General features: G+C 67.0%; 28 protein-coding genes and 1 pseudogene. 18 read left to right on the forward strand and 11 right to left on the reverse strand.

All coding sequences use genetic code 11. The features are described 5' to 3' along the window. Positions 1-6: 6 nt before the first annotated feature. The gene (locus ACVWWN_RS37785) at positions 7-477 is read left to right on the forward strand and encodes a YciI family protein (RefSeq protein ID WP_457148430.1); all 471 of its coding nucleotides are present in this window, start codon (positions 7-9) and stop codon (positions 475-477) included. Between the two features lie 6 nt (positions 478-483). On the opposite strand, the gene ACVWWN_RS37790 is transcribed toward ACVWWN_RS37785, so the two are convergent. Beyond that, complete coding sequence (locus tag ACVWWN_RS37790; RefSeq protein ID WP_457148431.1) at positions 484-729, reverse strand: DUF3253 domain-containing protein; 246 nt, start codon at positions 727-729, stop codon at positions 484-486. A 67-nt stretch (positions 730-796) separates the two neighbouring features. On the opposite strand from ACVWWN_RS37790, the gene fadD8 reads away from it, so the two are divergent. After that, the gene (fadD8, locus tag ACVWWN_RS37795; protein WP_457148432.1) at positions 797-2,434 is read left to right on the forward strand and encodes a fatty-acid--CoA ligase FadD8; all 1,638 of its coding nucleotides are present in this window, start codon (positions 797-799) and stop codon (positions 2,432-2,434) included. 178 nt (positions 2,435-2,612) lie between these two features. After that, the gene (locus ACVWWN_RS37800; RefSeq protein ID WP_457148433.1) at positions 2,613-3,875 is read left to right on the forward strand and encodes an RNA polymerase sigma factor; all 1,263 of its coding nucleotides are present in this window, start codon (positions 2,613-2,615) and stop codon (positions 3,873-3,875) included. Here the strand turns inward: ACVWWN_RS37800 and ACVWWN_RS37805 are convergent. Genes ACVWWN_RS37805 through ACVWWN_RS37820 form a run of 4 tightly spaced genes read right to left on the reverse strand, consistent with a single transcriptional unit; the run spans position 3,872 to position 6,922 of the window. Further along, positions 3,872-4,495 (reverse strand): SAM-dependent methyltransferase, encoded by a 624-nt coding sequence (locus tag ACVWWN_RS37805; RefSeq protein WP_457149433.1) that lies wholly within the window; start codon positions 4,493-4,495, stop codon positions 3,872-3,874. The two genes, ACVWWN_RS37800 and ACVWWN_RS37805, sit on opposite strands and share 4 nt — an antisense overlap. After that, positions 4,492-5,271, reverse strand: a complete 780-nt coding sequence (locus ACVWWN_RS37810) for a PIG-L deacetylase family protein (RefSeq protein ID WP_457148434.1) — start codon at positions 5,269-5,271, stop codon at positions 4,492-4,494. The genes ACVWWN_RS37805 and ACVWWN_RS37810 overlap by 4 nt, the downstream gene beginning before the upstream one ends. Beyond that, positions 5,268-6,209 carry an acyl-CoA dehydrogenase gene (locus tag ACVWWN_RS37815; RefSeq protein ID WP_457148435.1) on the reverse strand — a complete coding sequence of 314 codons (942 nt, stop codon included), beginning with the start codon at positions 6,207-6,209 and terminating at the stop codon, positions 5,268-5,270. The genes ACVWWN_RS37810 and ACVWWN_RS37815 overlap by 4 nt, the downstream gene beginning before the upstream one ends. Beyond that, entirely contained in the window at positions 6,206-6,922 is a 717-nt protein-coding gene (locus tag ACVWWN_RS37820) for a glycosyltransferase (protein ID WP_457148436.1), read from the reverse strand. The genes ACVWWN_RS37815 and ACVWWN_RS37820 overlap by 4 nt, the downstream gene beginning before the upstream one ends. A gap of 60 nt (positions 6,923-6,982) precedes the next feature. Here ACVWWN_RS37820 and ACVWWN_RS37825 point away from each other — a divergent pair, with 60 nt between their 5' ends. Genes ACVWWN_RS37825 through ACVWWN_RS37840 form a run of 4 tightly spaced genes read left to right on the forward strand, consistent with a single transcriptional unit; the run spans position 6,983 to position 9,539 of the window. After that, complete coding sequence (locus ACVWWN_RS37825) at positions 6,983-7,669, forward strand: HAD family hydrolase (RefSeq protein WP_457148437.1); 687 nt, start codon at positions 6,983-6,985, stop codon at positions 7,667-7,669. A gap of 17 nt (positions 7,670-7,686) precedes the next feature. Next, on the forward strand, positions 7,687-8,145 hold the full coding sequence (locus ACVWWN_RS37830; RefSeq protein WP_457148438.1) for a nitroreductase family deazaflavin-dependent oxidoreductase: 459 nt from the start codon (positions 7,687-7,689) through the stop codon (positions 8,143-8,145). 9 nt (positions 8,146-8,154) lie between these two features. Beyond that, the gene (locus tag ACVWWN_RS37835; protein WP_457148439.1) at positions 8,155-8,616 is read left to right on the forward strand and encodes a nitroreductase/quinone reductase family protein; all 462 of its coding nucleotides are present in this window, start codon (positions 8,155-8,157) and stop codon (positions 8,614-8,616) included. Continuing rightward, a complete protein-coding gene (locus ACVWWN_RS37840; RefSeq protein ID WP_457148440.1) occupies positions 8,613-9,539 on the forward strand; it encodes a 1,4-dihydroxy-2-naphthoyl-CoA synthase in 927 nt (308 codons plus the stop codon). Before ACVWWN_RS37835 ends, ACVWWN_RS37840 begins: the two co-directional genes overlap by 4 nt. Before the next feature lie 3 nt (positions 9,540-9,542). Here the strand turns inward: ACVWWN_RS37840 and ACVWWN_RS37845 are convergent, their stop codons facing one another. Next, positions 9,543-10,529, reverse strand: a complete 987-nt coding sequence (locus ACVWWN_RS37845) for a TerC/Alx family metal homeostasis membrane protein (RefSeq protein WP_457148441.1) — start codon at positions 10,527-10,529, stop codon at positions 9,543-9,545. Positions 10,530-10,746: 217 nt separating this feature from the next. Between ACVWWN_RS37845 and ACVWWN_RS37850 the strand changes: the two genes are divergently transcribed. Then, positions 10,747-11,790, forward strand: a complete 1,044-nt coding sequence (locus ACVWWN_RS37850) for a hypothetical protein (RefSeq protein WP_457148442.1) — start codon at positions 10,747-10,749, stop codon at positions 11,788-11,790. 176 nt (positions 11,791-11,966) lie between these two features. Here the strand turns inward: ACVWWN_RS37850 and ACVWWN_RS37855 are convergent, their stop codons facing one another. Both ACVWWN_RS37855 and ACVWWN_RS37860 read right to left on the reverse strand, forming a co-directional pair. Further along, a complete protein-coding gene (locus tag ACVWWN_RS37855; RefSeq protein WP_457148443.1) occupies positions 11,967-12,110 on the reverse strand; it encodes a helix-turn-helix domain-containing protein in 144 nt (47 codons plus the stop codon). A gap of 7 nt (positions 12,111-12,117) precedes the next feature. Next, a complete protein-coding gene (locus tag ACVWWN_RS37860; RefSeq protein ID WP_457148444.1) occupies positions 12,118-12,909 on the reverse strand; it encodes a cupin domain-containing protein in 792 nt (263 codons plus the stop codon). Positions 12,910-12,980: 71 nt separating this feature from the next. Here ACVWWN_RS37860 and ACVWWN_RS37865 point away from each other — a divergent pair, with 71 nt between their 5' ends. The 9 genes and pseudogenes from ACVWWN_RS37865 to ACVWWN_RS37905 all read left to right on the forward strand — a co-directional run bounded on the left by ACVWWN_RS37865 (position 12,981) and on the right by ACVWWN_RS37905 (position 19,939). Continuing rightward, the gene (locus ACVWWN_RS37865; protein WP_457148445.1) at positions 12,981-13,982 is read left to right on the forward strand and encodes an SDR family NAD(P)-dependent oxidoreductase; all 1,002 of its coding nucleotides are present in this window, start codon (positions 12,981-12,983) and stop codon (positions 13,980-13,982) included. Between the two features lie 20 nt (positions 13,983-14,002). Further along, on the forward strand, positions 14,003-14,887 hold the full coding sequence (locus ACVWWN_RS37870) for an SDR family oxidoreductase (RefSeq protein ID WP_457148446.1): 885 nt from the start codon (positions 14,003-14,005) through the stop codon (positions 14,885-14,887). Between the two features lie 9 nt (positions 14,888-14,896). Next, positions 14,897-15,987, forward strand: a pseudogene (locus tag ACVWWN_RS37875) (AMP-binding protein). Between the two features lie 58 nt (positions 15,988-16,045). Next, positions 16,046-16,417 carry a VOC family protein gene (locus ACVWWN_RS37880; protein ID WP_457148447.1) on the forward strand — a complete coding sequence of 124 codons (372 nt, stop codon included), beginning with the start codon at positions 16,046-16,048 and terminating at the stop codon, positions 16,415-16,417. Positions 16,418-16,547: 130 nt separating this feature from the next. Then, entirely contained in the window at positions 16,548-17,732 is a 1,185-nt protein-coding gene (locus tag ACVWWN_RS37885; RefSeq protein WP_457148448.1) for an anion permease, read from the forward strand. Between the two features lie 31 nt (positions 17,733-17,763). Then, positions 17,764-18,054 carry a hypothetical protein gene (locus tag ACVWWN_RS37890; protein WP_457148449.1) on the forward strand — a complete coding sequence of 97 codons (291 nt, stop codon included), beginning with the start codon at positions 17,764-17,766 and terminating at the stop codon, positions 18,052-18,054. 48 nt (positions 18,055-18,102) lie between these two features. Continuing rightward, complete coding sequence (locus ACVWWN_RS37895; protein ID WP_457148450.1) at positions 18,103-18,405, forward strand: DUF3349 domain-containing protein; 303 nt, start codon at positions 18,103-18,105, stop codon at positions 18,403-18,405. Between the two features lie 47 nt (positions 18,406-18,452). Continuing rightward, positions 18,453-19,544, forward strand: a complete 1,092-nt coding sequence (menE, locus tag ACVWWN_RS37900) for an o-succinylbenzoate--CoA ligase (protein ID WP_457148451.1) — start codon at positions 18,453-18,455, stop codon at positions 19,542-19,544. A gap of 107 nt (positions 19,545-19,651) precedes the next feature. Continuing rightward, complete coding sequence (locus tag ACVWWN_RS37905) at positions 19,652-19,939, forward strand: hypothetical protein (protein WP_457148452.1); 288 nt, start codon at positions 19,652-19,654, stop codon at positions 19,937-19,939. A gap of 2 nt (positions 19,940-19,941) precedes the next feature. Here the strand turns inward: ACVWWN_RS37905 and ACVWWN_RS37910 are convergent, their stop codons facing one another. Together ACVWWN_RS37910 and ACVWWN_RS37915 are read right to left on the reverse strand one after the other, a co-directional pair. Next, positions 19,942-21,117 (reverse strand): aromatic ring-hydroxylating oxygenase subunit alpha, encoded by a 1,176-nt coding sequence (locus tag ACVWWN_RS37910; RefSeq protein ID WP_457148453.1) that lies wholly within the window; start codon positions 21,115-21,117, stop codon positions 19,942-19,944. Positions 21,118-21,184: 67 nt separating this feature from the next. Beyond that, positions 21,185-23,686 (reverse strand): glycogen/starch/alpha-glucan phosphorylase, encoded by a 2,502-nt coding sequence (locus ACVWWN_RS37915; RefSeq protein ID WP_457148454.1) that lies wholly within the window; start codon positions 23,684-23,686, stop codon positions 21,185-21,187. 79 nt (positions 23,687-23,765) lie between these two features. On the opposite strand from ACVWWN_RS37915, the gene ACVWWN_RS37920 reads away from it, so the two are divergent. Continuing rightward, a complete protein-coding gene (locus tag ACVWWN_RS37920; RefSeq protein ID WP_457148455.1) occupies positions 23,766-24,380 on the forward strand; it encodes an MSMEG_1061 family FMN-dependent PPOX-type flavoprotein in 615 nt (204 codons plus the stop codon). On the opposite strand, the gene ACVWWN_RS37925 is transcribed toward ACVWWN_RS37920, so the two are convergent. After that, on the reverse strand, positions 24,377-25,291 hold the full coding sequence (locus ACVWWN_RS37925; protein ID WP_457148456.1) for a LysR family transcriptional regulator: 915 nt from the start codon (positions 25,289-25,291) through the stop codon (positions 24,377-24,379). The genes ACVWWN_RS37920 and ACVWWN_RS37925 overlap by 4 nt on opposite strands. Positions 25,292-25,345: the final 54 nt, after the last annotated feature.

Genomic DNA, 25,345 nt, shown 5'->3' on the forward strand with positions numbered 1-25,345 from the left:
ACAACAATGTCGCGCTACATGCTGATCATGCGTTCCACCCCCGAGGCCGAGATCGCCATGCAAGAGGCGAACATCGACTTCAACGAAATCATCGAGTCGATGGGCCGATTCAACGAGGAACTCATCAAGGCCGGTGTCATGCTCGCCGGCGAGGGCCTGACCGGTCCGGAGGAGGGCTTCGTCGTCGACTTCAACGCGGATCCGCCCGTGGTCACCGACGGTCCGTACACCGAAGCCAAGGAGCTGTTCAACGGGTTCTGGATCCTCGACGTGTCGTCGAAGGAAGAGGCCAAGCAGTGGGCCAGGAAGGTGCCGCTGGGCAGGGGCGTCAAGCTCGAGGTGCGCCGGGTGTCCGAGACCGAGGAATTCCCCCAGGACAATCCGTGGATCGAGAAGGAGATCCAGTGGCGGGCCGAGCTCGCCGAGAAGATCGCGGCGCAAGCGCGGGCCGATGCGGAGAAGTTCGCGGGTCGCTGACCCCGGCTACTTGGCGCGGATCCGAATGGGTCCGCGCCAGGTGGCGTCCGGGTCGACGACCTCGCCCTTCTGGCTGATCTCGACCTCGCCCTCCCTGGCGAGTTTCCGCGCAATGTCACGGGCGTCGTCCATCAGGTCGCGCCACCGCTCGCCGCCCACTGCGCGGGCGGCGTCGGATGGGCAGATGGTCTTCGATGGTCCGCGCTCGCGCGCCAACACCAGGATGGCGTCGCGCAGTCGCTGCTCGCTCACCTCATCGAGTGAAGCCGAATCCGACCGCCCTTGCCACGAATTCTGTAACACGTTCTAATCTGAAGCCATGACCTCTGCCGTCGCCTCTTCGCGCGAGCTCTCATCGGGCGAACTGCTGCGCCATCCCATCCACTCCGGGCACATCACCGTCACCGCGTTGAAGCGGCACAGGGACAAGCCCGTGCTGTTCCTCGGCAACACCACGCTGACCGGGGGGCAGCTGGCCGAGCGCATCAGCCAGTACATTCAGGCGTTCGAGGCGCTCGGCGCGGGCACCGGCAGCATCTGCGGCCTGCTGTCGCTCAACCGGCCCGAGGTGCTGATGATCATCGGCGCCAGCCAGACGCAGGGCTACCGCCGCACCGCACTACACCCTCTCGGCTCGCTGGACGACCACGCCTTCGTCCTCACCGACGCCGAGGTGACGTCGTTGATCATCGACCCGAACCCGATGTTCGTCGAACGGGCGCTGGGCCTGCTCGCGAAGGTGCCGTCGCTCAAGCAGATCCTGACCATCGGCCCAGTGCCCGAGGCGCTGGCCGGGCACGCGGCCGTCGACCTCACCGCCGAGGCGGCGAAGTACTCGCCGACGCCGCTGGTGGCCGCCGACCTCCCGCCGGATCACATCGGCGGCATGACCTACACCGGCGGCACCACCGGACGGCCCAAGGGTGTGATGGGCACGACGCAGTCGATCACCACCATGACGACTGTTCAGCTCGCTGAGTGGGAGTGGCCGCAGAATCCGCGCTTCCTGATGTGCACGCCGCTCTCGCACGCGGGCGCGGCGTTCTTCACGCCGGTCATCGTCAAGGGTGGCGAGCTCATCGTGCTGACGAAATTCGATCCCGCCGAGGTGCTGCGCGTGATCGAGGAGCAGAAGATCTCGGCGACCATGCTGGTGCCGTCGATGATCTACGCGTTGATGGACCATCCCGATTCACACACCCGAGACCTGTCGTCGCTGGAGACCGTGTACTACGGCGCGTCCGCGATGAACCCGGTGCGACTGAAGGAGGCGATCAATCGGTTCGGTCCGATCTTCGCGCAGTACTACGGGCAGTCCGAGGCGCCGATGGTGATCACATACCTCGCCAAGGGTGACCACGACGAGAAGCGGCTGACGTCGTGCGGACGGCCGACGCTGTTCGCCCGCACCGCGCTACTCGGTGAGGACGGCAAACCGGTGCCGCAGGGCGAGGTGGGTGAGGTCTGCGTGTCGGGGCCGCTGCTGTGTGGCGGCTACTGGAACCTGCCGGAGGAGACGTGCAAGACCTTCCATGACGGCTGGATGCACACCGGCGATCTGGCCCGTGAAGACGAGGACGGCTTCTGGTACATCGTCGACCGGACCAAGGACATGATCGTGACGGGCGGTTTCAACGTCTTCCCTCGCGAGGTGGAAGACGTTGTGGCCGAGCACCCTTCGATCGCGCAGGTGTGCGTCATCGGGATCCCCGACGAGAAGTGGGGTGAGGCCGTCACCGCCGTGGTGGTGCTGCGGCCCGACGCCCAATCCGACGCGCAGTCCGTCGCCACGATGACCGCCGAGATCCAGGCCGCGGTCAAGGAACGCAAGGGTTCGGTGCAGTCGCCCAAGCAGGTCATCGTCGTCGACTCGCTGCGGGTGACCGCACTGGGCAAGCCGGACAAGAAGTCGGTGCGGGCGCAGTTCTGGGACGGCACGGGCCGATCCGTCGGCTGAGCCGACAATCCGGCCTGGGTCGGCTGAGCCGACAATCCGGCCTGGGTCGGCTGAGCCGACAATCCGGCCTGGGTCGGCTGAGCCGACCCTTGGCGCGAGCGTGCGCAGTGTCGCGAGAACGTCGGCGTGTCGCCTACAGACACGCACGCTCGCGGGGTTTGGGGACAGGTTGGGGACAATGGGTGGCGTGGCACCGGCCGTCGATATCCAGCAGACCGTCGATGCGGTGTGGCGAATGGAGGCCGCGAAGATCATCGCCACCCTGAGCCGCGCGGTCGGTGATATCGGGCTGGCCGAGGACCTGGCGCAGGAGGCGTTGGTCGACGCGCTGACGCAATGGCCGTCGTCGGGGATCCCGCGCAACGCCGGCGCCTGGTTGACGACCGTCGCCAAACGCAAGGCCATCGACCATTGGCGCAGGCAGGACAACCTCGACACCAAATACGCAGCGTTGGCCCGCGACCTCGAGCACAAGGTTGACGAGGCGTGGGATCCCGACCGCATCGACGACGACGTGCTGCGGCTGGTGTTCATCGCGGCACACCCGGTGCTGTCGCGCGAGGGCCAGATCGCGTTGACGCTGCGCGTGGTCGGCGGCCTGACCACCGACGAGATCGCGCGGGCGTTCCTGACGTCGACGCCGACGGTCGCGGCGCGGATCACCCGGGCCAAGAAGACGCTGGCCGACGCCGATGTGCCGTTCGACGTGCCGGACCGCACGGAGTTTCCGCAGCGGCTCTCGGCGGTCCTCAGCGTGATCTACCTGATCTACAACGAGGGTTACTCGGCGTCGTTCGGGCAGAAGTGGATCCGGGACGAGCTGTGCCACGAGGCGCTGCGGCTCGGCCGGGTGCTCGCGGCCCTGGTACCCGACGAACCCGAGGTGCACGGTCTGGTGGCGTTGATGGAGTTCCAGTCGTCGCGGTTCGCCGCCCGCACCGGCGCCGACGGCAGGCCGATACTGCTCGAGGACCAGAACAGGACGACGTGGGACCGCGCGCAGATCAGGCGCGGCGTCGCATCCCTGGAACGCGCCGCGAAAGCGGTGCAGCACAAGGGCACCGGCTGGGGCCCATACGCGCTACAGGCGGCGCTGGCCGAATGCCACGCGGTCGCGCCGACGGCGGCCGACACTGACTGGGCGCGCATCGTGTTGCTCTACGACGGGCTGCTCCAGGTGGCGCCCTCGCCGGTGGTCGAACTCAACCGGGCGGTCGCGGTGGCGATGGACTCGGGACCGGCGGAGGGTCTGCGGATCGTCGACGGCATCGGCGGCCTCGACGGTTCGTATCTGATGCCCAGCGTGCGCGGCGAACTGCTCGCCCGGCTGGGCCGCGGGCAGGAGGCCGCTGAGGAGTTCGACCGCGCGCTGTCGATGACCGATAACGAGCGCGAGCGAGAAGTACTGGCGGACAAAGCTGCTCGCGCCCGTCGGGCTTAGGCGCCGGGCACTCCGGTGCGGGCCGCCACCGACGTCGGCGATCCGGTGTCGAACACCTCGATCACCACGTCGGAGTCGACGTAACCCCCGATGTGGTGGAGTCCCGGGGTGGCACCGATGACGTCGTTGGCGCGATCACCCGTCATCGGATAGTCGGGCACCTCGTGGCGCCAGTGGGCCGCGACCACCGTCGCGCTCCGCGACAGCCGGGGAACCTCGCGATCCAGCACGGTCCGCAGCGTCGCGGGCTGCAGGTAGTAGCAGATCTCCGACAACACCACCAGATCGAAGCCGGCTGCCGGCCATGGCGCGTCGAGTGAACTGCGCAACAACGTCACCCGCTCCCGACAACCGGCATCGATCAGGCGGCGATGTGTCGCGTCCAAGGCGGCGGTGGAGATGTCGGTCGCCGTCACGTGATCGCATCGTCCGGCGAGCTGCTCGGTCAACACACCAATCGAACACCCCGGCTCGAACGCGTGCCGGTACCGCGGATACGGCAGAAGCGCCAGCGTGATCGCATATTTTCGCCGCTCGTACCAGCGCGACTGGAGCTGCCAGGGATCGGCCGCCTCGGCGTAGATGCGCTCGAAGTAGCCGTCCGACAGTCGCGGGGTCAGCGGAACACCACCTCTCCGACCACGAGCAGGCGGCGAACGACGGGCGGCGGCAGGACTGGCGCCCCGTCCGGACCGACTGGCTCTATCTGACTTCGAAAGCACTGCGCCGCAAGGTTTTTGCGTTCGATGGCGGCGCGCGTCAAGGGCACCGCGTACGCCAGGGACCACGGCACGTCGGGGTCACCCGGCACGGCCCAGTGCCACATCCAGACGGGGTACTCCACCAGCACGGCGCCGGTGCGCTCCACCGCGGTCGCTGCAGCACGCCCGACGGCCTCGTGGTCGGGGTGTCCGTCACCCCGCCAGGTGGCGGCGCACCAGCTTCCGGGGGGTCGGGCCGCGAGCATCTCGCCGAGCAGGTCGGCCAACCGCTCCTGGTGATCGGCGATCTCACCGTCCGGCAGGCCCAGACAGATCGGTGTGGCGGTCCCCAATATGCCTGCCGCCCGGTGCAATTCCGCCCGGCGCACCTGCTCCAGGCGATACCGCTGCAGCAAGCTGAGGCCTGGATATGATGCTCCCCCGTCGGTCGCCGAGACGACCTGAACCCGGACACCGAGTCCGGCGAGCAGCGCCGTCGTCGCGCCGAAACCGAGCGTCTCGTCGTCGGGGTGGGCACCCACCACGACGATCTCCCGGCACGGGGTCAGGTCGAGGTCCGGGAGGCTGCGGTCGGCGGCCAGCCAGACCTGGGGTGGCGTGCCACCGCCGGACAGCGGGCGCGCGGCGAACCGGGCACCGTTGCCGACCGACGCATGGATCGGCACGGCAGTCATCGTCGCCCCCCGGCCAGCCGGCCCAGCTGCTCGAGGTCGCGCTCCGCATGGCTCTGCCGGACATAGATCGTCAGGTCCGCGACCCGTCGCGCGTGCTGGGCGTCCTGACTCAACGGCGCGGGACCGAGCGCCCGGGCCGTGCGATGGATCGACTCCTCAACGGCGGTCTCGACGACGGCCCTGGTCCGTCGGGCGATCAGTTCGGCCTCGCCCTTGCGGTTCAACGGATCCGCATCGACGTCGGCGGCCGCCGCCATCAGCAGGGCCTGCCCGGCGGCCAGCGCTGCGTCCACCGCGCCCAGGTGAGCCAACGTATGAGGGTCGGCAGAACCCTTGGCGGCGCTGGCGTACAAGGGCGCCGCCACCGCTCGGGCTCCGCCGAGCCAGCAGGCGCTGACACCGATGCCGCCGTGCCAGAAGCCGGGCCGCGACAGGTATTCGCCGGCCTTGCCGACGGCGGAAGCCGTCGCACCGCTGAATTGCACGGAGCGCGTATCGGATTCGGCCATCCCCGGATTGCACCAGGTACGCCGAAGCGGCCGGACGGCCGGCTGGTCGAGCGTCATCGCGAACAGACCCCGGTCACCGGAGCCGAGCCGCGCGGTGATCAGGGCGTGCGTGCAGAGTGTCGCGCCGGAACACCACACCTTGGTGCCGTCGAGGGTCACGGCGTCGCGGTCGTCGCGGGCGGACAAGGCGGCGTCGTGCGACTCGGCGGCCCACACGCCCCATAACTGGCCGGGTCCCGGCCGAGGCCCGCCGAGTTCGGCGAGGATGGCGACGGCGTCGGTGTGCGCCTCGGCGAGCCGACCCGCAACGACGTCTGTTGCCGTGAGTTCGGCCAACCGCAGCCACCGCTGGGCGGTGTCACCCGAGCCCGGCATCGGCAGGTCCAGTGCTCCCGATGCGAGCCACCGGCCGATAAGTCCTGCGTTCATGCCCCGGTGCCGGCCTTTCGACACCGCGCCGACCCCGACAGTCTGCGCAAGTGCTTGGCGAAGCCGCCGGGCGCACGTCCGTCGCGGCGGTCCGAGGTCGCCACGGACAGCTCCGCAGCCCGGTGAATGCGCATGCCCGCGGCCTCGAAACGGTCGACCAATTCGACGTCCTCACCCGTCTCCAGCGCACGGAAGCCGCCGACACTCCAGTACGCGTCGGCGCGGAACCCCATGTTCGCGCGGTGAATGTGGTTGTGCCCCGGCCCTTTCGACTGATATGCCCGGAGGTGGCGCCGGGCCACCTCGACGGGGAAATGCCGCCACACCGGGATCCGCACCACACCGAGCACCATGTCGGCGTCGGCCGCGGTCATCTGGATCAACCACTGCGCGTTGACCACACTGTCGGCGTCGGTGGTCGCATACCAGGTGCCCTCCGGCGCCACCGTCGCGCATACGGATTTCGCGTACTCGAACCCGGCCGCGCGGGCCGCGCCGACATTGCCGGAATCGATCGACACGAAATGCACATCGGGACCGAACTGTCCGACAAGCCGGTCACTGCCGTCGTCGCAGGAATCCAGCACCACAACCGTCAGCACCGGCATGGGCGTGCAGAGGCCGGCGGTGGCCAGCGCGCGCAGGCAACGCGGCAGATCCTTCGCTTCGTTGTGTGCGGGAACCACCACGACGACCTGCTCGAGGTTTGGCATGGCAGTTATTTAGCCCGAACAGCGCTATTTCACACCTGTCACACCTGGCAACATGGGCGTATGCCGCAGGTACAGGCCGTGATGTTCGACTACTCCGGCACGTTGTTCCGCCTCGAGGAGGACGAAAGCTGGTTCCACGGCATCGAGGTCGACGAACGTCAGGTCGACGGGCATGTCCAGGCCGAGCTGATGCGCAGGCTTACCGCCCCCACCGGCCGGTCCGTCGAGATGACCGAGGAGGCCTACCACGCGTGGGTCAACCGCGACCTCGCACCGCACCTGCACCGTGAGGCGTATCTGCATGTGTTGCGGGAATCGGGGCTGGCCGAGCACCACGCCGAGTCGCTGTATGACCGGGTGATCAACCCGGCCAGCTGGACGGCCTATCCGGATACCGCCGGGGTACTGAAGGGTTTGCACGGGCAGGGCATCAAGACCGCGGTCGTCTCCAACATCGCCTTCGATGTGCGGCCGGCATTCGCGGCTCTGGAGGCCGCCGGCGACGTCGACGAATTCGTGCTCTCCTACGAAGTCGGTGCGATCAAACCCAATGCGGCGATCTTCGAGACCGCGCTGTCACGGCTGGGCGTCGACGCCGCGGACGCGGTGATGGTCGGCGACAGCGACGAGGCCGACGGTGGCGCCCGCGCCGTCGGCTGCGGATTCGTCCTCGTCGACCCGCTCCCCACGGCGCAGCGCACCGACGGTCTGCGAAAAGCGCTAAGCCAGTACGGTTTCGCGCTCTGAACATTACTGTCAAGGCCATGACCGACGAGAGGGTCCCTCCGCCGCGATTGCTCAAGCCGTTGAACAGAGTGCTGATGATCATGTTGCGGCTCGGCCTGCCCGTTCCCGGGGCGGAGGCGCCGGTGATTCTCACCGTCACGGGCCGCAGGTCGGGCAAGCCGCGGTCCACCCCGATCACACCGATGCACATCGACGGCAACCGCTACGTCGTCAGCTGCTATCCGGGCGCGGACTGGGCCCGCAACGTCCGGGCCGCCGACGATGCCGCGCTGAGGCAGGGGAGACGCTCCGAGCGGGTGCGAATGGTCGAACTGGCGCCGGACGAGGCCCGGCCGGTGCTACGGGAGTTCGCGACGAAGGTGCCGACCGGTGTCGACCTGATGAAGCGGGTCGGGGTCCTCGCCGACGGGTCCCCCGACGAACTCGAGAGTGTGGCGGGTCGCCTCCCCGTCTTCCGGATCGACACGGTCACGTAGCGTCGCCGTATGTCCAACGACGAGCGGATCCGGCTGCCGTGGTGGCTGAAGTACGTGAACAGGTTGATGATCGGACTGCAGAAGCTCGGTGTCGGTTTCGGCGGCAAGGGCCCCGTGGTGCTGACTGTTCCCGGCCGCAAAACCGGCAAGCCGCGTTCCACACCGGTCACCCCGATGACCGTCGACGGTAAGCGCTACATCGTCGGCGGAGTGCCCGGCTCGGACTGGGCAGCCAACGCCCGGGCCGCTGGCGAGGCCACCCTGCGTCAGGGGCGCTGCGCCGAGCGCGTCCGGATGGTGGAGATGTCGGTCGAGGAGGCGCGCCCGCTGCTGCGGGTGTTCCCCGTCGAGGTGCCGACCGGGGTCGGCTTCATCAAGAACGCCGGCCTGGTCACCGGGCCGGATCCCGACCAGTTCGAGGCGCTCGCCGGACGCTGCCCGGTGTTTCGGCTCGATCAGGCCACCGCATGAGCGGCAACCCGTTTCACCCCGAGCACTGGCAGCCCGTCGGCGGGTTCTCGGCTGGTTCTCACGGCCTGACCGACATCACCTATCACCGGCACGTGATCGACGGGAAGCCGCAGCCGACGGTGCGGGTGGCGTTCGACCGGCCCGAGGTGCGCAACGCGTTCCGGCCGCACACCGTCGACGAGCTGTACCGGGTGCTCGACCATGCGCGGATGTCGCCGGACGTCGGCGTGGTGCTGCTGACCGGCAACGGGCCATCGCCCAAGGACGGCGGATGGGCGTTCTGTTCGGGTGGTGACCAGCGCATCCGCGGCCGCACCGGCTATCAGTACGCATCTGGCGAGACCGGCGACACCGTCGATGCCGCCCGGGCGGGACGGCTGCACATCCTCGAGGTGCAGCGCCTGATCCGGTTCATGCCGAAGGTCGTCATCTGCCTGGTGAACGGATGGGCGGCCGGTGGCGGGCACAGCCTGCACGTGGTGTGCGACCTCACGTTGGCCAGCCGCGAGCACGCCCGCTTCAAGCAGACGGATGCCGACGTCGGCAGCTTCGACGGCGGTTACGGCAGCGCGTATCTGGCCAAGCAGGTCGGGCAGAAGTTCGCCCGGGAGATCTTCTTCCTCGGCAGGCCCTACACCGCCGAGCAGATGCACGCGATGGGCGCGGTCAACGAGGTTGTCGACCACGCTGAACTGGAGGCCGTCGCACTGGACTGGGCGACGACGATCAACGGCAAGTCGCCGCAGGCAGTCCGGATGCTGAAGTACGCGTTCAACCTCAGTGACGACGGGCTGGTGGGCCAGCAGCTTTTCGCCGGCGAGGCGACGCGACTGGCATACATGACCGATGAGGCGGTCGAGGGCCGCGACGCGTTTCTGGAGAAGCGCGAACCGGACTGGACGCCTTTCCCGCGATACTTCTAGCGGTCACTCCGATTCGGCGGCGCGGCGCGAGTCGCGGCTGGTCTTGACGAGGCTGAGCACCGTCGTGATGGACAGCGTGGCGACGATGAACAGCAGCGATGTCACGGTGCCGATCTCGGGTAGGTGGAATGAGCCGACACCGTCGATGTGGGAGCCGTGCAGCGCCTCGATGATCAGCTTCACGCCGATGAAGCCCAGGATCACGGCCAGTCCCTTGTTGAGGTAGACGACCTTTTCGAGCAGACCCTCGATGAGGAAGTAGAGCTGCCGCAGGCCCATCAGCGCCAGCGCGTTGGCGGTGAAGATGATGTAGGCGTCGTTGGTGAGGCCGAAGATCGCCGGGATCGAATCGAGGGCGAACACGACGTTGGCCATGCTGATCGCGGCGATGACGATGACCAGCGGGGTGAGCATACGGCGCTTGCCGGTGCGGGTGACCAGCCGGCGCCCGTCGTAGTCGGTGCTGATCGGCAGGATCCGGTGAAGGAACCGCAGCGCGGCGTTGTTGTGGAAGTCGGGCTCGTCGTCGGCGTCCTCGAGGGCCAGCTGGATCGCGGTGTAGACCAGGAATCCGCCCAGGATGTAGAAGACCCAGCTCGCCGCGGCGATGGCGGCGGCGCCGGCGAAGATGAACACGGCGCGGAACACCAGCGACAGCACGATGCCGATGTAGAGCACCTTGTCCTGGGCCAGCGCGGGCACCGAGAAGCGGGTCATGATGATCATGAACACGAACAGGTTGTCCACGCTCAGGCTGTATTCGGTGATGTAACCTGCGACGAACTCCTGGCCGCCCGACCCGGGCATGAAGATGAACAGGCCGGCCGCGAAGGCGGCGGCGAGCGCCACGTAGATCAGCACCCAGCGGACCGCGTCTTTGGTGGTCACGGTGCGTTGCCGGCGGGCGATCACCGTCAGGTCGAGGACCATGATGGCCAGCAACGCCGCGACGGTGATGATCCACACGAGGGGCGAGACAACAGAAACCACGGTCGACCTCCGGACGGCATGACGCAACGGTCCGGAGGTCTCTTCCGCCCGCGGCCTTGGCCGGGACCGACACCGCCGGGCCGGCCATGGGGCCTTCCGTGATGACGACGGTGCCGCGCGAGGAATACTCCCCTCCACGTACTCGCAGAACTATAGTCCGCTTTGCAGAACCGGTCGCGCCGGGCCCCGAGAAGTAGGACACCTAAACTCTGGATTCGTGGGTAAACGCTCGCCGCGACGGTTGATCGATGGAGTCGTCGCCGGCTTCCTGACGTTGGTCGTGCTGATGTCGGCCTCGTGCGACGCCAACCCGCCCGATCGGCGGGCCGACGCCCAGGCCTTCACGAACCAGCTCCGCACCATGCCCGGCGTGACCGCCGCGACCGACGACTACGCCGACAACCGAGCCCAGGCCAGGGTGTACTTCAGGGCCTACGTGGACGTCGCCGACGATGTCACCGCCGACCAGCTCGCGGCGATCACCGGCCGGTATCTGCGCGAACTCCGCACCGGGAACTACGCGGGCTACCGAGCCGAACTGGACGTGCGCCACGCGTGGAACGTCTTCACCGTCGACAGCGGGACGCTGCCGCTGACCAACGGCGATCAGATCGTGGTGCAGGCCAGGGACTGGGTGGCGCTACGGGACGAATTCCCGGGAGCCACAATCAGATTGAAGGCCACCGTCGCCCATCCCGACAACCGGATGCCGATCCAGGAGTGGGGTCACTCGAACGCCGCGACGATTACCCTGGCCGGCGGCGCCGACTACGCCGGCGTCGCCGCCACCGCTCGCCGCCTCGCCGCGGGGTATCCGGAGCTCGCCGGCGTCGACTGGAGCATCAGCGCCGGCAAGGACCACCCCGCACAGATCGCAACCTCGCGGCGGCTGCCCACCACCGCGGAGATCGACGTATGGGACAAGCTCAACGCCGACCAGACCATCCCACACATCGACAGGCTGCGGATCAACGGGCCGGTGACGCCCCCGGTGTGGATCTCCGAGGAGACCACGCAATCCAGAGACGTCGCCGTCGCACTCGCGCTCGCGCAGCGCCACCTGCCGATCGCCGCCGTCCTGCCCGGGCCCGTCCTGTACAGCGCGAGTGATCAGATCTCCGGGCACATCGGCGGGCAGGGCAATGCCAGGGGTCCGGTGTCGGTGACCGTCGGCGGCTGTACGAAGCACGACCCGTTGGTCTACCTGCCGATTCCGGCGGAACAGGCTCTGATCAACACCTATGAGACCTGCGCCCACTGAACGCCAACACATGCGCGATGTGGCTGTCCCTGCCGTCGTCGCTGCGACGAATCTGTCATCGTTTGTGCTGAAAGCCCGGTTTAGCAGGCTTTTTCGAGGATGGCATCGGCCAACGGGGCCAGCTGCTCAGGACCGGTCAGCCGCTCGGCGCCGCTCGCACATGCCGTTGACAGTCATCACGATATCGCCCGCGCCGCCGACGTCGAGTCATCGCGGATGCTGGCACGGTACCGCAGCGGCGACATGCCGACTTCGCGCTTGAAGGCGTTGGAAAACGCGCTCTCGGAGGTATAGCCCAGCTCGTAGGCCAGCGGGCCCACTCTGGTCTCACCATTGCGAAGGGCGCGCTGCGCCCAGCTGCATGCGCCACGTGTTCAGGTATGCCAACGGCGGAACGCCGGCGACGACGCGGAACCGTTCGGCGAACGATGTGCGCGACATCGCCGCGGCACGCGCCAACTCCTTGAGCCGCCAGGGCTTTCCGGGCTCGGCGTGCATGAGCCGCACCGCGGGGCGCAGTCGTTCGTCGGCCAGCACCCGGAGCCAGCCCACGGGCAGTTCGTCGGCCTCTGCGATATAGGCGCGCAGCACGGCAAGCACCAGGAGCTGCGAATACTGGTTGATTGCAAAGCCGGCGCCGATCCGATCTCCGATGACCTCGTGATACAGCCGATCGATGAGCCCGTGCAGTTCGGCCGCATCCTGCGCTACGCCGCGGACGTGCACCACCGCCGGCAGCACGGCGACCAGCAACTCCGCGCCGGCCCCGTTGACATCGATGTGGCCACCGATGAGAACGTCGGTGTCCCTGTCGTCGACGGTCAGGAACGTATTCGGATCGGTCATCGCGAATTCCGTGGCCAGTCCCTCCCCATTGCCGCCCGACAACGTCACCCATCGCCGGCTGTTCAGGACCACCACATCGCCGATGCCCACCTCGATCGGGCCGACAATGCCGTTGGTGTGCAGCACAGCGCCGCCCCGCACCATCGCCATGAACTTCAGTGGCATCTCCAGTTCGAACCGCGTCGTCCAGTTCCCGCCGACCGCGAACCCGCCGGAGATCGCACTACGCGCCTCGACGAGCTCCAACACCTCAGAAAGCTGATCGGTCGGCATATCTGGACTATCACGCAAGAAATCCGGATGCACAACCATGCCGAGTCCGCCTTCGCGTTGTTGTTGAAGGCATGACACAGAAACAGCAACCACTCGGAACAGGATTCACCGCCGCATCGACCGCCGAAGAGGTCCTCAAAGACATCGACCTGCGTGGCCGCAACGTTGTCGTCACCGCTGGACACGTCGGACTCGGCCGGGAAACCACGCGGGCATTGAGCAGCGCGGGCGCCTCCGTCGTGGTCGGCAGCCGTGATCCCGACCGCGCGTCGGCCGCGCTGGCGGGCATTGACCGTGTCGAGGTCGGCCGGCTCGATCTCGTCGACCCGGCGTCGGTTGATGCCTTTGCCGCCGGATATCGGAACTCGGGACGTGCGCTGCACATCCTGATCAACAACGCGGGCATCATGGGCGGTGAACTGGTCCGCGACGCGCGTGGCTACGAGCGGCAATTCGCGACCAACCACCTCTGCCACTTCCAGCTGACCAACGCCCTGCTGCCGTCATTGCGCAAGGCCGCCGGGGCGCGGGTCGTCGAGGTGTCGTCCTGGGGCCACCACCTTTCCGATATCCGCTGGGATGACCCACATTTCGAACGTGAATACGACGGGATGGTCGGCTACGGCCAGTCGAAGACCGCCAACGTGTTGTTCGCCGTCGAGCTCGACCGGCGCTGGGTCGACGACGGCATTCGCGGATACTCGCTGCATCCCGGCGGCATCGCCAGCACCAGCCTCGCGCCGTGGCTGACACCGGACGACAGGCGGGCGATGGGTCTCATCGACGACGGAGGGCAGCCGATCATCGACCCGGACAACGATATGAAGACACCCCATCAGGGGGCGTCGACGAGCGTGTTCGCCGCCACCAGCCCACTGCTGGCCGAGATCGGCGGCGTCTACCTGCAGAACAATGACATCGCTCCCCTCGAAGCGGGGGCTACCCCGATCGACATGGACATCGTGGCGGGCCCGCTGCGCACCACCGGGGGTGTCACCCCGTATGCCGTCGACGCTGAATCGGCACAGCGTCTGTGGGAGCTGAGCGAGCGGCTGACCACGAAACAAAACTAGGCAACCTAAACTCATGGCTCGTGAGGAAGAATCCGCTTCGCCGGCTGGCCGATCAGGTGTTGCTGGCCAGCATGCGGCCGCCGGTGACCCCGCAACTGATGGTTCTCGGGCCCGGCCGCGATCACGTTGACCTGGCCGGGAAGCGGATTCTGCTCACCGGAGCCTCCTCCGGTATCGGGGAGGCCGCCGCCGAGAAGTTCGCCCGCCGCGGAGCCACCGTGGTGGTGGCTGCGCGCCGCGGGGAATTGCTCGGCAAGCTCGTCGACCGGGTCACCGCGGCGGGCGGCACCGCGCACGCGCACGCCTGCGACCTGTCCGACCTCGATGCCATCGACGACCTGGTCGCCACGGTGGAAACCGAACTCGGCGGCATCGACATCCTGATCAACAACGCCGGCCGGTCGATCCGCCGCCCGCTGGCCGAATCGCTGGAACGCTGGCACGACGTCGAACGGACCATGGCACTCAACTACTACTCACCGCTGCGGCTCATCCGCGGCCTCGCCCCCGGCATGCGCGAGCGCGGCGACGGCCACATCATCAACGTGTCCACCTGGGGTGTACTGAGCGAATCATCGCCGCTGTTCGCGGTCTACAACGCGTCCAAGGCGGCGCTCAGCGCGGTCAGCCGGGTCATCGAAACGGAATGGGCCGCCGACGGTGTGCACTCCACCACGCTGTTCTACCCACTGGTGAGGACACCGATGATCGCGCCGACGCGGGCGTACGACGGTCTGCCCGGGCTGGACGCCGGCGAAGCGGCCGACTGGATGATCACCGCGGCGCGCGTCCGACCGGTCCGCATCGCCCCCCGGATGGCACTGACGGCCCACGCGCTCAACAGCATCGCGCCGGCCGCGGTGGACGCGGTGATGAAACGACAGCGCGTCCAGCCGAAAGACTGACCCCCGAAGATGCCGCATCCCGATATCGCCACGATCGCCGACATCATGCGGGTGCACGGGCGGAGCGGTCCGACGCCATCGCGTTGGTGGCCGGTGAGCGCGCCATCACCTGTGCCGAACTCGACGCCCGCTCCAGTCGGGTCGCTCAAGCGTTGGGGGCGGTCGGCGTCGGCTTCGGCGACCGGGTGGCCTTCGTCGAGAAGAACGGCGCCGAGTTCTTCGAAACCGTCTGCAGCCTAGGCACGTTTGGGCGCGGTCGGGGTCCCGGTGAATTGGCGGCTGGCCGCACCCGAGATGCAGCACATCATCGATGACGCACAGGCGCGAGTGGTCGTCGTCGGCGCGCCGTGATGCCGATGTTCCACATGGCCGGTTCGGGTTGGGCGCTGGTCGGCCTGTCCGAGGGCACCACCACCATCGTGCTGCGCGACGTCGACCCGTCGACGATTCTCAATGCCGTTGCGCGACATCGCATTACCAACATCCTTCTGGTCCCCGCGGTGATCCAGTCATTGCTCACCGGGCCCGGTGTCGACGACACCGGCTTCTCGTGCGCGGGGGCCATCGTGTACCGCGCCTCCCCCATCACCGACGACGTGCTGGTCAAGGGGCTCGAGCGGTTCGGCTGCGAGTTCCAGCAGGTATACGGCCTGACCGAAACCACCGGATCCATCACCCAACTCGACGAGCACGACCGGCAGCACCGGCCCCAGTTGCTGAGGTCCTGCGGCAAGCCCTACCCCTGGGTGGATTTGCGGATCACCGACGACGGCGGCGCCGATGTCCCCATCGGATCGGTCGGCGAGGTGTGGACGCGCTCGCCGCGGTCCTGATGACCCATCCCGCGGTTTCCGATGTCGCCGTCATCGGCGTCCCCGACGAATGCTGGGGCGAAGCGCTGAAGGCGGTCGTCCTACCGCCTCGGTCGCTACGCCACGCGAGGACGAGCTGATCGCGTACGCCCGCGCCCGGCTCGGCGGGTTCAAGCTGCCCAAGTCGGTGGACTTCGCCGAGGCGCTGCCCCGGACCCCGAGCGGGAAGTTGCTCCGCGTGCGCTGCGCGAGCCGTATCGGGCAGGCATCGGCCGACGGATCGGCTGATCGGTTCCCGCCACCGTGTTGCGCCCGTATCCGGCTCCAGGCGTGATAGACACAGTCCATGGAGATCCTCGCCAGCCGGATGCTCATCCGGCCGGAGGACTATCAACGATCGCTGGCGTTCTACCGTGACGACCTCGGTCTCGCCATTGCCCGCGATTACGGCGCGGGCACGGTTTTCTATGCCGGCCAGTCGCTGATCGAGGTCGCGGGACACGGCACTCCCAACGCCGGCGGCACGATGTGGCTCCAGGTGCGCGATATTTATGCCACCGAACAGGAACTGGCGCAGCGCGGCGTGGTGATCAATCGGGAAGCGCGCCAGGAGCCGTGGGGGCTTCACGAGATGCACGTGACCGATCCCGACGGCGTACTACTCATCTTCGTGCAGGTGCCCGAGGACCATCCGCTGCGCCACGACACCCGCGGGTGAGCCGTTCGGATGGCACCGCCATCGGAATTGGTGAACGACAGGCGAATATTTGCCGGACAAATGGCGTTAATCAGGGCGTTCGTAACCATGCCGTTCGACATAGTGCGGCTCCGAAAGCGAGAATTCTGCCGTGAACCTTCAGTTGTTCCTCCTGATCATCGTCGTGGTCACTGCACTCGCCTTCGATTTCACGAATGGCTTCCACGACACCGGTAACGCGATGGCCACCTCGATTGCCAGTGGTGCACTGAAACCGAAAGTCGCCGTTGCCCTCTCGGCGTCGCTGAATCTCGTCGGCGCTTTCCTGTCGACCGCCGTCGCCGCGACCATCGCCAAGGGGCTGGTCCAGTCCGGCCTCGTCACCCTCGAGATCGTCTTCGCCGGACTGGTCGGCGGGATCGTGTGGAACCTGCTCACCTGGCTTCTCGGCATACCGTCCAGTTCGTCGCATGCGCTGATCGGGGGCATCGTCGGGGCGGTGCTGGCAGCCGTCGGCGGCCACGGAGTCATTTGGAAGGGGCTGGTGTCCACGGTCCTCATCCCGGCCGCCATTGCCCCGTTCGTCGCCGGCTTCGTGGCGGTGGTCGGCACCTGGGTCGTGTACCGATTCGTTCGCGGCGTTCCGGAAGCCAGGACCGACAGGGGCTTCCGCTACGGGCAGATCGGATCGGCGTCGCTGGTCTCACTCGCGCACGGAACCAACGATGCCCAGAAGACCATGGGCGTCATCTTCCTCGCCCTGATCTCCTACGGGGCCGCCGACAAGACCGATGCCCTCCCGCCGTTGTGGGTGATCTTCTCCTGCGCCGCGGCGATCGCGCTCGGCACCTACCTCGGTGGCTGGCGCGTGATCCGGACGCTCGGCAAGGGTTTGGTCGAGATCAAGTCGCCGCAGGGGATGGCGGCAGAGACGTCGTCCGCGGCGGTCATCCTGCTCTCCAGCCACTTCGGCTACTCGTTGTCGACCACGCATGTGGCCACCGGCTCGATCCTGGGCAGTGGCGTCGGAAAACCCGGCGCCGTGGTGCGCTGGGGCGTTGCGGGCCGGATGGCGGCCGCCTGGCTGATCACGCTTCCGTCCGCAGCGATCGTCGGCGCGATCACCTACTGGATCACCCACCTCATCGGTGGATTCGCCGGTGCCGCAGTAGGTTTCGGTCTGCTGGTCGTCGTTTCGGGCCTCATCTACCTGCAGTCGCGCAAGGCGCCCATCGACCACAGCAACGTCAACGCCGAATGGGAAGGCGACCTGACCGCGGGAACGAGCGAGAAGGCACCCGCCCCCGCGAGGCCCCAGTCCACCTCGACGGTCTGAGTCCCGACCTGACGACGAGAGGCACCACATCATGAATGGCTGGTTCAACTACACCGCCGTACTGCAGATCATCGTCGCCGGCCTGATCGTAGGCGCCGGTCTGCCCGCCCTGTTCTCACTGGGCGTGCGACTCAACGCCGAAGGTGTCGGTGTCGCCGACCACGGTGGCACGGTCAGCGGCAAGAATCCGGCGCTGGTCGCGCTCAGCTGGGTCATCTTCGCTGTCGTGCTGGTGGCCGTCGTCGTCGGCGTACTGTTCATCGCCCGCGACTTCATCGGCCAGCACACCGGCCTGTACATCCTGGGCGCCACGGCAAAGTAACATCGGTCAAAAGGTTTCGGCAGCGGACGCCGGGGAAGCTGACATATTGTGAATAACTTTTTGGCCAAAATCGTCGCGTGGATCACGGACGGTTATCCCGAGGGTGTGCCGGGGCCCGACAGGGTCCCGCTGTTCGCGCTCCTGAAGCGCCGGCTCACCGACGACGAGGTCAAGGAGGTCGTCGGTGAACTTACCACTCGCGGCGAGTTCGACGAGGTCGACATCGGTGTCCTGATCACCCAGATCACCGATGCACTTCCGGACCCTGACGACGTCGAGCGGGTGCGAAACCATCTGGCCACCAACGGCTGGCCGCTCGACGATCCGCGCGACTGCGAGGAGACCGAATAACTGTCCTGCGCGCCGTCGCGGTCCCGTCCGGCGCTTCGGCACCGACGGTGCTGCCCGTTGTGCAGGACATGCTGGCCGGGCGCGCCTCGATTCTTCCGGTCCCAGTTGATGACCCTGGCGAAACCTCTGTGTTGACAACGTCGTTGCGCGCCGGTGAAGAAATCGAGCCCGAGGTTGCGGTCGTCGTGTCGACATCCGGAAGCACCGGCATTCCGAAGGGAGCCATGCTCACCGGGCGGGCGTTGACGGCGAGTGCAGAGGCAACGCACCGACGGCTGGGTGGTCCCGGGCAGTGGCTGCTGGCACTCGCCGCACATCACGTGGCGGGTTTGCAGGTTCTGGTCCGCAGCGTTGTCGCAGGCACCGCACCGGTCGCGGTGCCGGCTGGCTTCGACACGGCCGAATTGTCCTCGGCCATCGCGTCGATGGGGCACGGACGCCGCTATGCCTCACTCGTCGCGGTACAGCTCGTCAAGGCGTTGACCGATCCGGCCGCGACGGCCGCCCTCGCGTCACTGGATGCGGTGCTGATCGGAGGCGGCCCGATGCCTGCCGGCCTTTCCGAAAGGGCCGCGGCGGCAGGCATTTCGGTTGTCCGTACGTACGGCATGAGCGAGACGGCCGGCGGTTGCGTCTACGACGGCCTCGCCCTGGATGGGGTGCGGGTCCGGATCGACGATGGAAGGGTGGTGCTCGGTGGCGCGACTCTTGCCATGGGCTACCGCAACCCCGCAGTCCCGGATCCGTTCGCCGAGCCGGGCTGGTTCCGCACGGACGACCTTGGCGCCGTGGATGACTCGGGAATATTGACGATTCTGGGACGTGTCGACGATGCGATCAGCACCGGCGGGCTGACGGTGTTGCCGCAACTTGTCGAGGCGGCGCTGGCGACCCACCCCGCGGTCGCCGACTGCGCGGTGTTCGGCGTGCCCGACGATCGACTCGGGCACCGGGTGGTCGCAGCCGTGGTGGTGCCCCCCGGCCGTGCGACCCCCACGCTGGACGAACTGCGTTCACATGTCGCGCGGACGCTGGACTCCACGGCGGCCCCGCGCGAGTTTCACGTTCTCGACGAGTTGCCGCGCCGCGGCATCGGCAAGGTCGACCGGCGCGGACTGGCCGCCCGGTTCGGCGCTTGAGTGTTGTGTGCGGTGACCTCCGGGCGCCTTTGTCGCCACGATCACCGCGTTGAACCTCTCTTTTCGAGGAGCCGTTGAGCCGAACAGGTTCTCGGAAAGGAACGGCAATGAAGAACTTCCTCACCACTTCGCTCACGGCAGGCGCGCTGGTCGCGGCGGCACTCGGACTGGCGGGCACGGCGAGCGCGTTCCCCCACGCGCAGACGGCGGCGGACGCCATTGACGAACTGAAGGCGGAGGGCTACAACGTGCAGATCAACGGGCTCGTCCAGGCGCCCCTGTCGGAATGCACGGCGACCGGTGTGCACCCGTCGCTCGACGATAGGGCCACACTCCAGGAAAAGGAGCACACGCAGGTCTTCGTGGACGTGTCGTGCCCGTCGAACGACGGCTGAGATTACTTGGCGAAGGACGCCAGGCGGCCATCGAGAATCGCGTGAAAATGTCCGAGGGCGCTTTCGTGCGTGCCGAACTCGACGAACGTGTTCGCGCCCGCACGGAATCCGCGCTGAACCCCCTCCGACATTTCGTTGTCCTCGATGCCCGCCTGGACGAGCAGACTTGCGCCGCTCTCGCGGGGCCGCGAAGCTATTGCAGCCGAACGCTTCTCGGCAGCCCCCTTGGTGGCGAGGGCATAGATGGTCACCGTGGAATGATCGATGTCCACTGGGTCGATGACGATCACGAGCACCTGGTCGGGGAACGTCCCGATCATCACGTTGGGGAACAGGTGGTAGACGTACGTCACCCGGTGACCCGTTCGCCAGGTCGATTCCGGTCGATCGCGCAGTCGTTCGATGTTGCGATACGGGAAGGTGACTCGGCTGTTCGGCCCGAACGGCTCGACGATGTTGAGGTCGTCGTACTGCAGCGGGTAGAAGGTGTCCTTGTGTGTGGTGCGGATGTGGTAGCCCTCGAGGAACTGCTCCACGAGGACCTTCCAGTTCATCGCGCGCAGGTTCGTGTTGACGACCAGAAGCCGATCAGCGGGTAACAATTTGTGCCGCCACGGGGTGCCGTCCGCCAAGGCCGCCCTGGCCTCATCGGCAGCGCCGGTCGACCTGGGTTCGAGCGGTCCGATGACGACGAGGCCGTCGACCTCCCAGCTGGGCACCTCGACAAGCCCCCGGCTCGCGGGGTCGAGATCGCGGAAGGCGTCGGCATGCGGAACGTGTGACAGCGCGCCGTCCAGCCGATAGGTCCAGCCGTGGTAGCGGCACACCAGCGCCTGCGCGCAACCTGCGCTCTCGACGAGGGCCAATCCCCGGTGCCGGCAGGCGTTGCGGAACACGCGGGCGCGCTGGTCGCGCCCCCGGACCGCGAACAACGGGACACCGAAGCAGTCCCGCTCGACGTGGTCGCCGGGTTTCGGGATCGCCGCCGACGGAATGAACACGCTCGGCATGGCGCGCAGCATCGCGCGTTCGGCCGCAAATCGGTCGGGATCGAGGTAATTCGCCACGGGTTCGCGCCACGCCTCGCCCTCGTCCGTGGTCCCCGCATCGATATGCGTGAAGAGTCGTCGAACGATCTCCACGTCATCGGCAAGAAGAGATGTTGTCGGGGTGCTCATGCCGTGTCAGTATCACACGTTGCCCATCGCCGCGGTGCGACATTTGCACCTCGAGAAAGCCTCACGATTATCTGGTGACGGTCACCGGCAAGACATTCCAGATGTCCTCGCTGTACTCCGTGACGGCGCGGTCCGACGAGAACTTGCCGCTGCGCGCGGTGTTCAGAATCGACATCCGTGTCCACCCGTCCGTGTCCCGCCACGCTGCGCTCACGGCGCCCTGGCACTGCATGTAGGACGCGTAGTCGGCCAGCACGAGGAAGGGATCGTCGTAGCAGAGATTGTCCACCAGGGGGCGGAACACCTCGGTGTCACCGCGGGAGAACGCGCCGCTGCCGATCAGTCCCAGCACCGCCTTCAGCTCGTCGTCGCCGTCCACGTAGTCCATCGGCCGGTATCCATCACGCTTGACCTGCTCGACGTCGGATTCGGTCAGCCCGAAGAGGAAGAAGTTCTCGGCGCCGGCTTCGTCGCGCATTTCGACGTTGGCTCCGTCGAGCGTGCCGATGGTCAGGGCGCCGTTGATCATGAACTTCATGTTGCCCGTGCCGGACGCTTCCTTGCCCGCGGTCGAGATCTGCTCGGAGAGGTCGGCGGCCGGGTAGATCAGCTCGGCGTTCTGCACATTGAAGTTCGGGACAAACGCCACCTTCAGATACCGGTTCACCTCCGGATCGGCGTTGACCGTCTCGCCGACCGCGTTGATCAGCTTGATGATGCGCTTGGCCATGAAGTACCCGGGCGCAGCCTTACCGCCGAAGACAAAGGCCCGCGGCGGGATCTCGAGGCGGGGGGTCTGTTTGAGCCGGTGGTAGAGAGCGACGATGTGCAACACGTTGAGGTGCTGGCGCTTGTATTCGTGGATTCTCTTGACCTGAATGTCGAAGAGCCAATCAGGATCCAGCTCGACACCGGTGTTCGCGCGGACGTAGTCGGCGAGGCGCGCCTTGTTGGCGCGCTTGACCGCGCGCCACTTCGCACCAAATGCAGCATCGTCGACGACGGCCTCGAGGCCGCGAAGCTTCTGCAGGTTGAACAGCCAGCCGCCGCCGATGGTCTCGTCGAGCAGTTCACGCAAGCCCGGGTTGGCCACCGCGAGGAAGCGGCGCGGCGTGACGCCGTTGGTCTTGTTGCTGAACCGCTCCGGCCAGAGTTCGTAAAAGTCCTTCAACACACTGGTTTTCAGCAGATCGGAATGCAACGCGGCGACGCCGTTGACGGCGTGGCTGCCGACAGTGGCCAGATGCGCCATCCGCACCCTCTTGCCCCCGTCCTCGCCGATCAACGACATGCGGCGCAGCCGGTCGTCGTCACCGGGGAACATCGCGCGCACCTCGTCGAGGAATCGGCGGTTTATCTCGTAGATGATCTCGAGGTGCCGGGGCAACGATTCGCCGAACATCGGCAGCGGCCACGTTTCCAGCGCCTCCGGCAGCAGGGTGTGGTTGGTGTAGCCGAACGTGGCCACCGTGATGTCCCAGGCCTCGTCCCAGTCCAGCCGGCGTTCGTCGACCAGCAACCGCATCAGTTCGGCGACGCCGATCGACGGGTGAGTGTCGTTGAGCTGCAGCGCGAACCGCTCAGGTAGGTCCAACACCGACGCGTCCGCCAGATCATCCATGATGTGCAGGACGTGTTGCAGTGAGCACGATACGAAAAAGTACTGCTGCAGCAGGCGTAACCGCTTACCCACCTCGGGTTCGTCGTTGGGGTACAGCACCTTCGTCACGGTCTCCGAGTTGACCTCGTCTTCGACCGCCTTGTAGTAGTCGCCGGTGTTGAAGGCGTCCAGAGCGAACGACTCGACGGCCCGGGCGCTCCACAGTGTCAATACGTTGCAGGTGTGCACGCCGTAGCCCTGAATCGGCGTGTCGTAGGCGACGCCCTTCAAGACCCGCCCGGGCACCCACCGGACCCGGTCCTCGCCCGCGTCATCGGGGTAGTGCTCGGCGTAACCGCCCCATTTGACGAGGTAGTTCACATCGGGTTTGGGGATCTCCCACGGGTTGCCGTTGACCAGCCAGTTGTCGGTCTTCTCGACCTGCCAGCCGTCGTGGATCTGCTGGTTGAAGATGCCGTACTCGTAACGGATGCCGTAGCCGATGGCCGGGCGCTCCAGGGTGGCGAGCGAATCGAGGTAGCACGCGGCCAGCCGCCCGAGACCGCCGTTGCCCAGCCCGGGTTCCTCTTCGCACGCCAGCACCTCGTCGAGGTCCTGGCCGAGTTCGGCCAGCGCAGCACGGGTCTGCTTCTCGATTCCGAGGTTCAGCAGGTTACTGCCCAGCTGCGGTCCCATCAGGAACTCGGCCGAGAGGTAGCACGTCACCTTGCGGCCGAGATCAAGCGATGTCTGGGTGGACGCCACCCGGTTGTCCTGCATGCGGTCGCGCACGGCCAGTGCCGTCGCCCGGTAGTAGTGCTCGGGCCGCAGTGCGGCCGCCGGTCGACCGATCGAGTAGCGCAGATGGTCGAGAATGCCTCGCCGCAATGCATCGGCGGACAGGCCGGTGCGACTGTGTTCGTGGCTGTCGGCAGCGTCGCCGGCTGGTGCGGGTAGGACGTCGGTCATTGCCGAAGTCTGACAGCGGCCTGCGTCGGCAAAATGAACGGGAGCCCACCGAACGGCAACGGGCAGGCATGATAGACGCATGCGCCGCGAGGTCCGTACCGTCGACGAGCTCCGCGAGATCGTCGGGCATCCCAACAAGTACGTTGCGAACAAGGTCGGCGACAGGCTCACAGCGGCCCAACAGCATTGGCTGGCACATGCCCCGCTCGGCTTCGTTGCGACGACGGACGCGAAGGGCCGCGTCGACGTGTCTCCCAAGGGTGACCCGCCCGGCTTCGTCCACATCATCGACGACACCACCATCGCGATCCCGGAACGGCCAGGCAACAAACGGGTCGACGGCTATCTCAACGTGCTCGAGCACCCGTACGTCGGCACGCTGTTCCTCATCCCCGGCCGCGGCGATACGCTCCGGATCAACGGCTCCGCACGAATAGTGGCCGACGCGGACTACTTCGATGCGTTGGAAGTCGAGCGCAATCGGCCGATCCTGGCGCTGGAGATCGACGTCGAGGAGGTTTTCTTCCACTGCGCCAAGGCATTTCTGCGCTCGAACACCTGGGACCCGTCGACCTGGAACCCGACCGCGGTGCCGAGCGTCGCTCAGCTCACCCAGGCACTCAAGAAAGACATGAGCCTCGCCGAGCTCGAGAAGTACTACGCCGAGGACAACATGCGCCGGGTCCTCTACTAGTCATTGGCGCGAGCGTGCGTGTCTGCGGCCGACACGCCGTAACGACGGGCCTCGGCCATCAGCGCCTTGGCGGGGGCCGTCAGATGGCTTCGCCGGCTCACGGCTGCCACGTGCAGGTAGGACTCCGGCACGATCCGCTGCACCGTCGCTCCTGCCCGTTGGGCGGTCTGCGTCCACGATGACGGCATCACCGCCCGGCCCAGGCCGTTGAGGACCATTGGCAAAATCGAAGTCCGATGGGCGATCTCGGCGACGATTGTGATATCGATGCCATGCGCGAGCACATCGTCGACCAGGGCCCGCATGAGCGAGCCCCGCTGCGACACGATCAGCCGACAACCGCTCAGCTCGTCGCGCCGCATGGTGGGCCCCTCCCGGCATTCGGCGTCTGGTCCCGAGATCAGCACGAGTGCTTGACTTTCCAGCTCAACGACGTCCAAATCTGCTGCACGGGTGGGCTCAGCCGATCCGAGTATGCCGATCTCGCAGGCACCGCTGCGAACACTGTCCAGCACCTCGTCCGGGGTGAAACCAGCCTCGGCATTGACCGTGACGTCGGGGTGCTGACGCGCGAACGCGGTCAGGATCGCGGTCAGCGGCTCCATGCCGGGTGACGGCATCGTGATCACATCCACCCGGCCCCCGCGCAGGCCCTTCAGCTCGCGCATGGCGGCCGCGGCCTCGTCGACGTCGCGGAGCACCACCCGGGCCGGCCCGACCAGCGCCTTACCCGCGTCGCTGAGAACCACGCCGCGTCCGACCCGGTGAAACAGCGGCATCCCCAACTCGCGTTCGAAGCCGGCGATGGCCTGTGACAGCGACGGCTGCGCCACCATCAACTGCTCGGCAGCCTTGCTGAAACCGCCGTGATCGACCACCGCGAGGAAGAACTTCAGCTGCCGAACCTCCATCGCCACCTCTTTGATCAGCGTTGATAGGCCCAGCCTATACCCCGAATCGCAAGT

It is taken from the genome of Mycobacterium sp. URHB0021, assembly GCF_054057895.1.

Coding starts and splice junctions, on each gene's coding strand:
- ACVWWN_RS37785 (WP_457148430.1), top strand. CDS start 7: ATGTCGCGCTACATGCTGATCATGCGTTCCACCCCCGAGGCCGAGATC.
- fadD8 (WP_457148432.1), top strand. CDS start 797: ATGACCTCTGCCGTCGCCTCTTCGCGCGAGCTCTCATCGGGCGAACTG.
- ACVWWN_RS37800 (WP_457148433.1), top strand. CDS start 2,613: ATGGGTGGCGTGGCACCGGCCGTCGATATCCAGCAGACCGTCGATGCG.
- ACVWWN_RS37810 (WP_457148434.1), bottom strand. CDS start 5,271: ATGACTGCCGTGCCGATCCATGCGTCGGTCGGCAACGGTGCCCGGTTC.
- ACVWWN_RS37815 (WP_457148435.1), bottom strand. CDS start 6,209: ATGAACGCAGGACTTATCGGCCGGTGGCTCGCATCGGGAGCACTGGAC.
- ACVWWN_RS37820 (WP_457148436.1), bottom strand. CDS start 6,922: ATGCCAAACCTCGAGCAGGTCGTCGTGGTGGTTCCCGCACACAACGAA.
- ACVWWN_RS37825 (WP_457148437.1), top strand. CDS start 6,983: ATGCCGCAGGTACAGGCCGTGATGTTCGACTACTCCGGCACGTTGTTC.
- ACVWWN_RS37830 (WP_457148438.1), top strand. CDS start 7,687: ATGACCGACGAGAGGGTCCCTCCGCCGCGATTGCTCAAGCCGTTGAAC.
- ACVWWN_RS37835 (WP_457148439.1), top strand. CDS start 8,155: ATGTCCAACGACGAGCGGATCCGGCTGCCGTGGTGGCTGAAGTACGTG.
- ACVWWN_RS37840 (WP_457148440.1), top strand. CDS start 8,613: ATGAGCGGCAACCCGTTTCACCCCGAGCACTGGCAGCCCGTCGGCGGG.
- ACVWWN_RS37860 (WP_457148444.1), bottom strand. CDS start 12,909: ATGCCGACCGATCAGCTTTCTGAGGTGTTGGAGCTCGTCGAGGCGCGT.
- ACVWWN_RS37865 (WP_457148445.1), top strand. CDS start 12,981: ATGACACAGAAACAGCAACCACTCGGAACAGGATTCACCGCCGCATCG.
- ACVWWN_RS37880 (WP_457148447.1), top strand. CDS start 16,046: ATGGAGATCCTCGCCAGCCGGATGCTCATCCGGCCGGAGGACTATCAA.
- ACVWWN_RS37890 (WP_457148449.1), top strand. CDS start 17,764: ATGAATGGCTGGTTCAACTACACCGCCGTACTGCAGATCATCGTCGCC.
- ACVWWN_RS37905 (WP_457148452.1), top strand. CDS start 19,652: ATGAAGAACTTCCTCACCACTTCGCTCACGGCAGGCGCGCTGGTCGCG.
- ACVWWN_RS37910 (WP_457148453.1), bottom strand. CDS start 21,117: ATGAGCACCCCGACAACATCTCTTCTTGCCGATGACGTGGAGATCGTT.
- ACVWWN_RS37915 (WP_457148454.1), bottom strand. CDS start 23,686: ATGACCGACGTCCTACCCGCACCAGCCGGCGACGCTGCCGACAGCCAC.
- ACVWWN_RS37920 (WP_457148455.1), top strand. CDS start 23,766: ATGCGCCGCGAGGTCCGTACCGTCGACGAGCTCCGCGAGATCGTCGGG.
- ACVWWN_RS37925 (WP_457148456.1), bottom strand. CDS start 25,291: ATGGAGGTTCGGCAGCTGAAGTTCTTCCTCGCGGTGGTCGATCACGGC.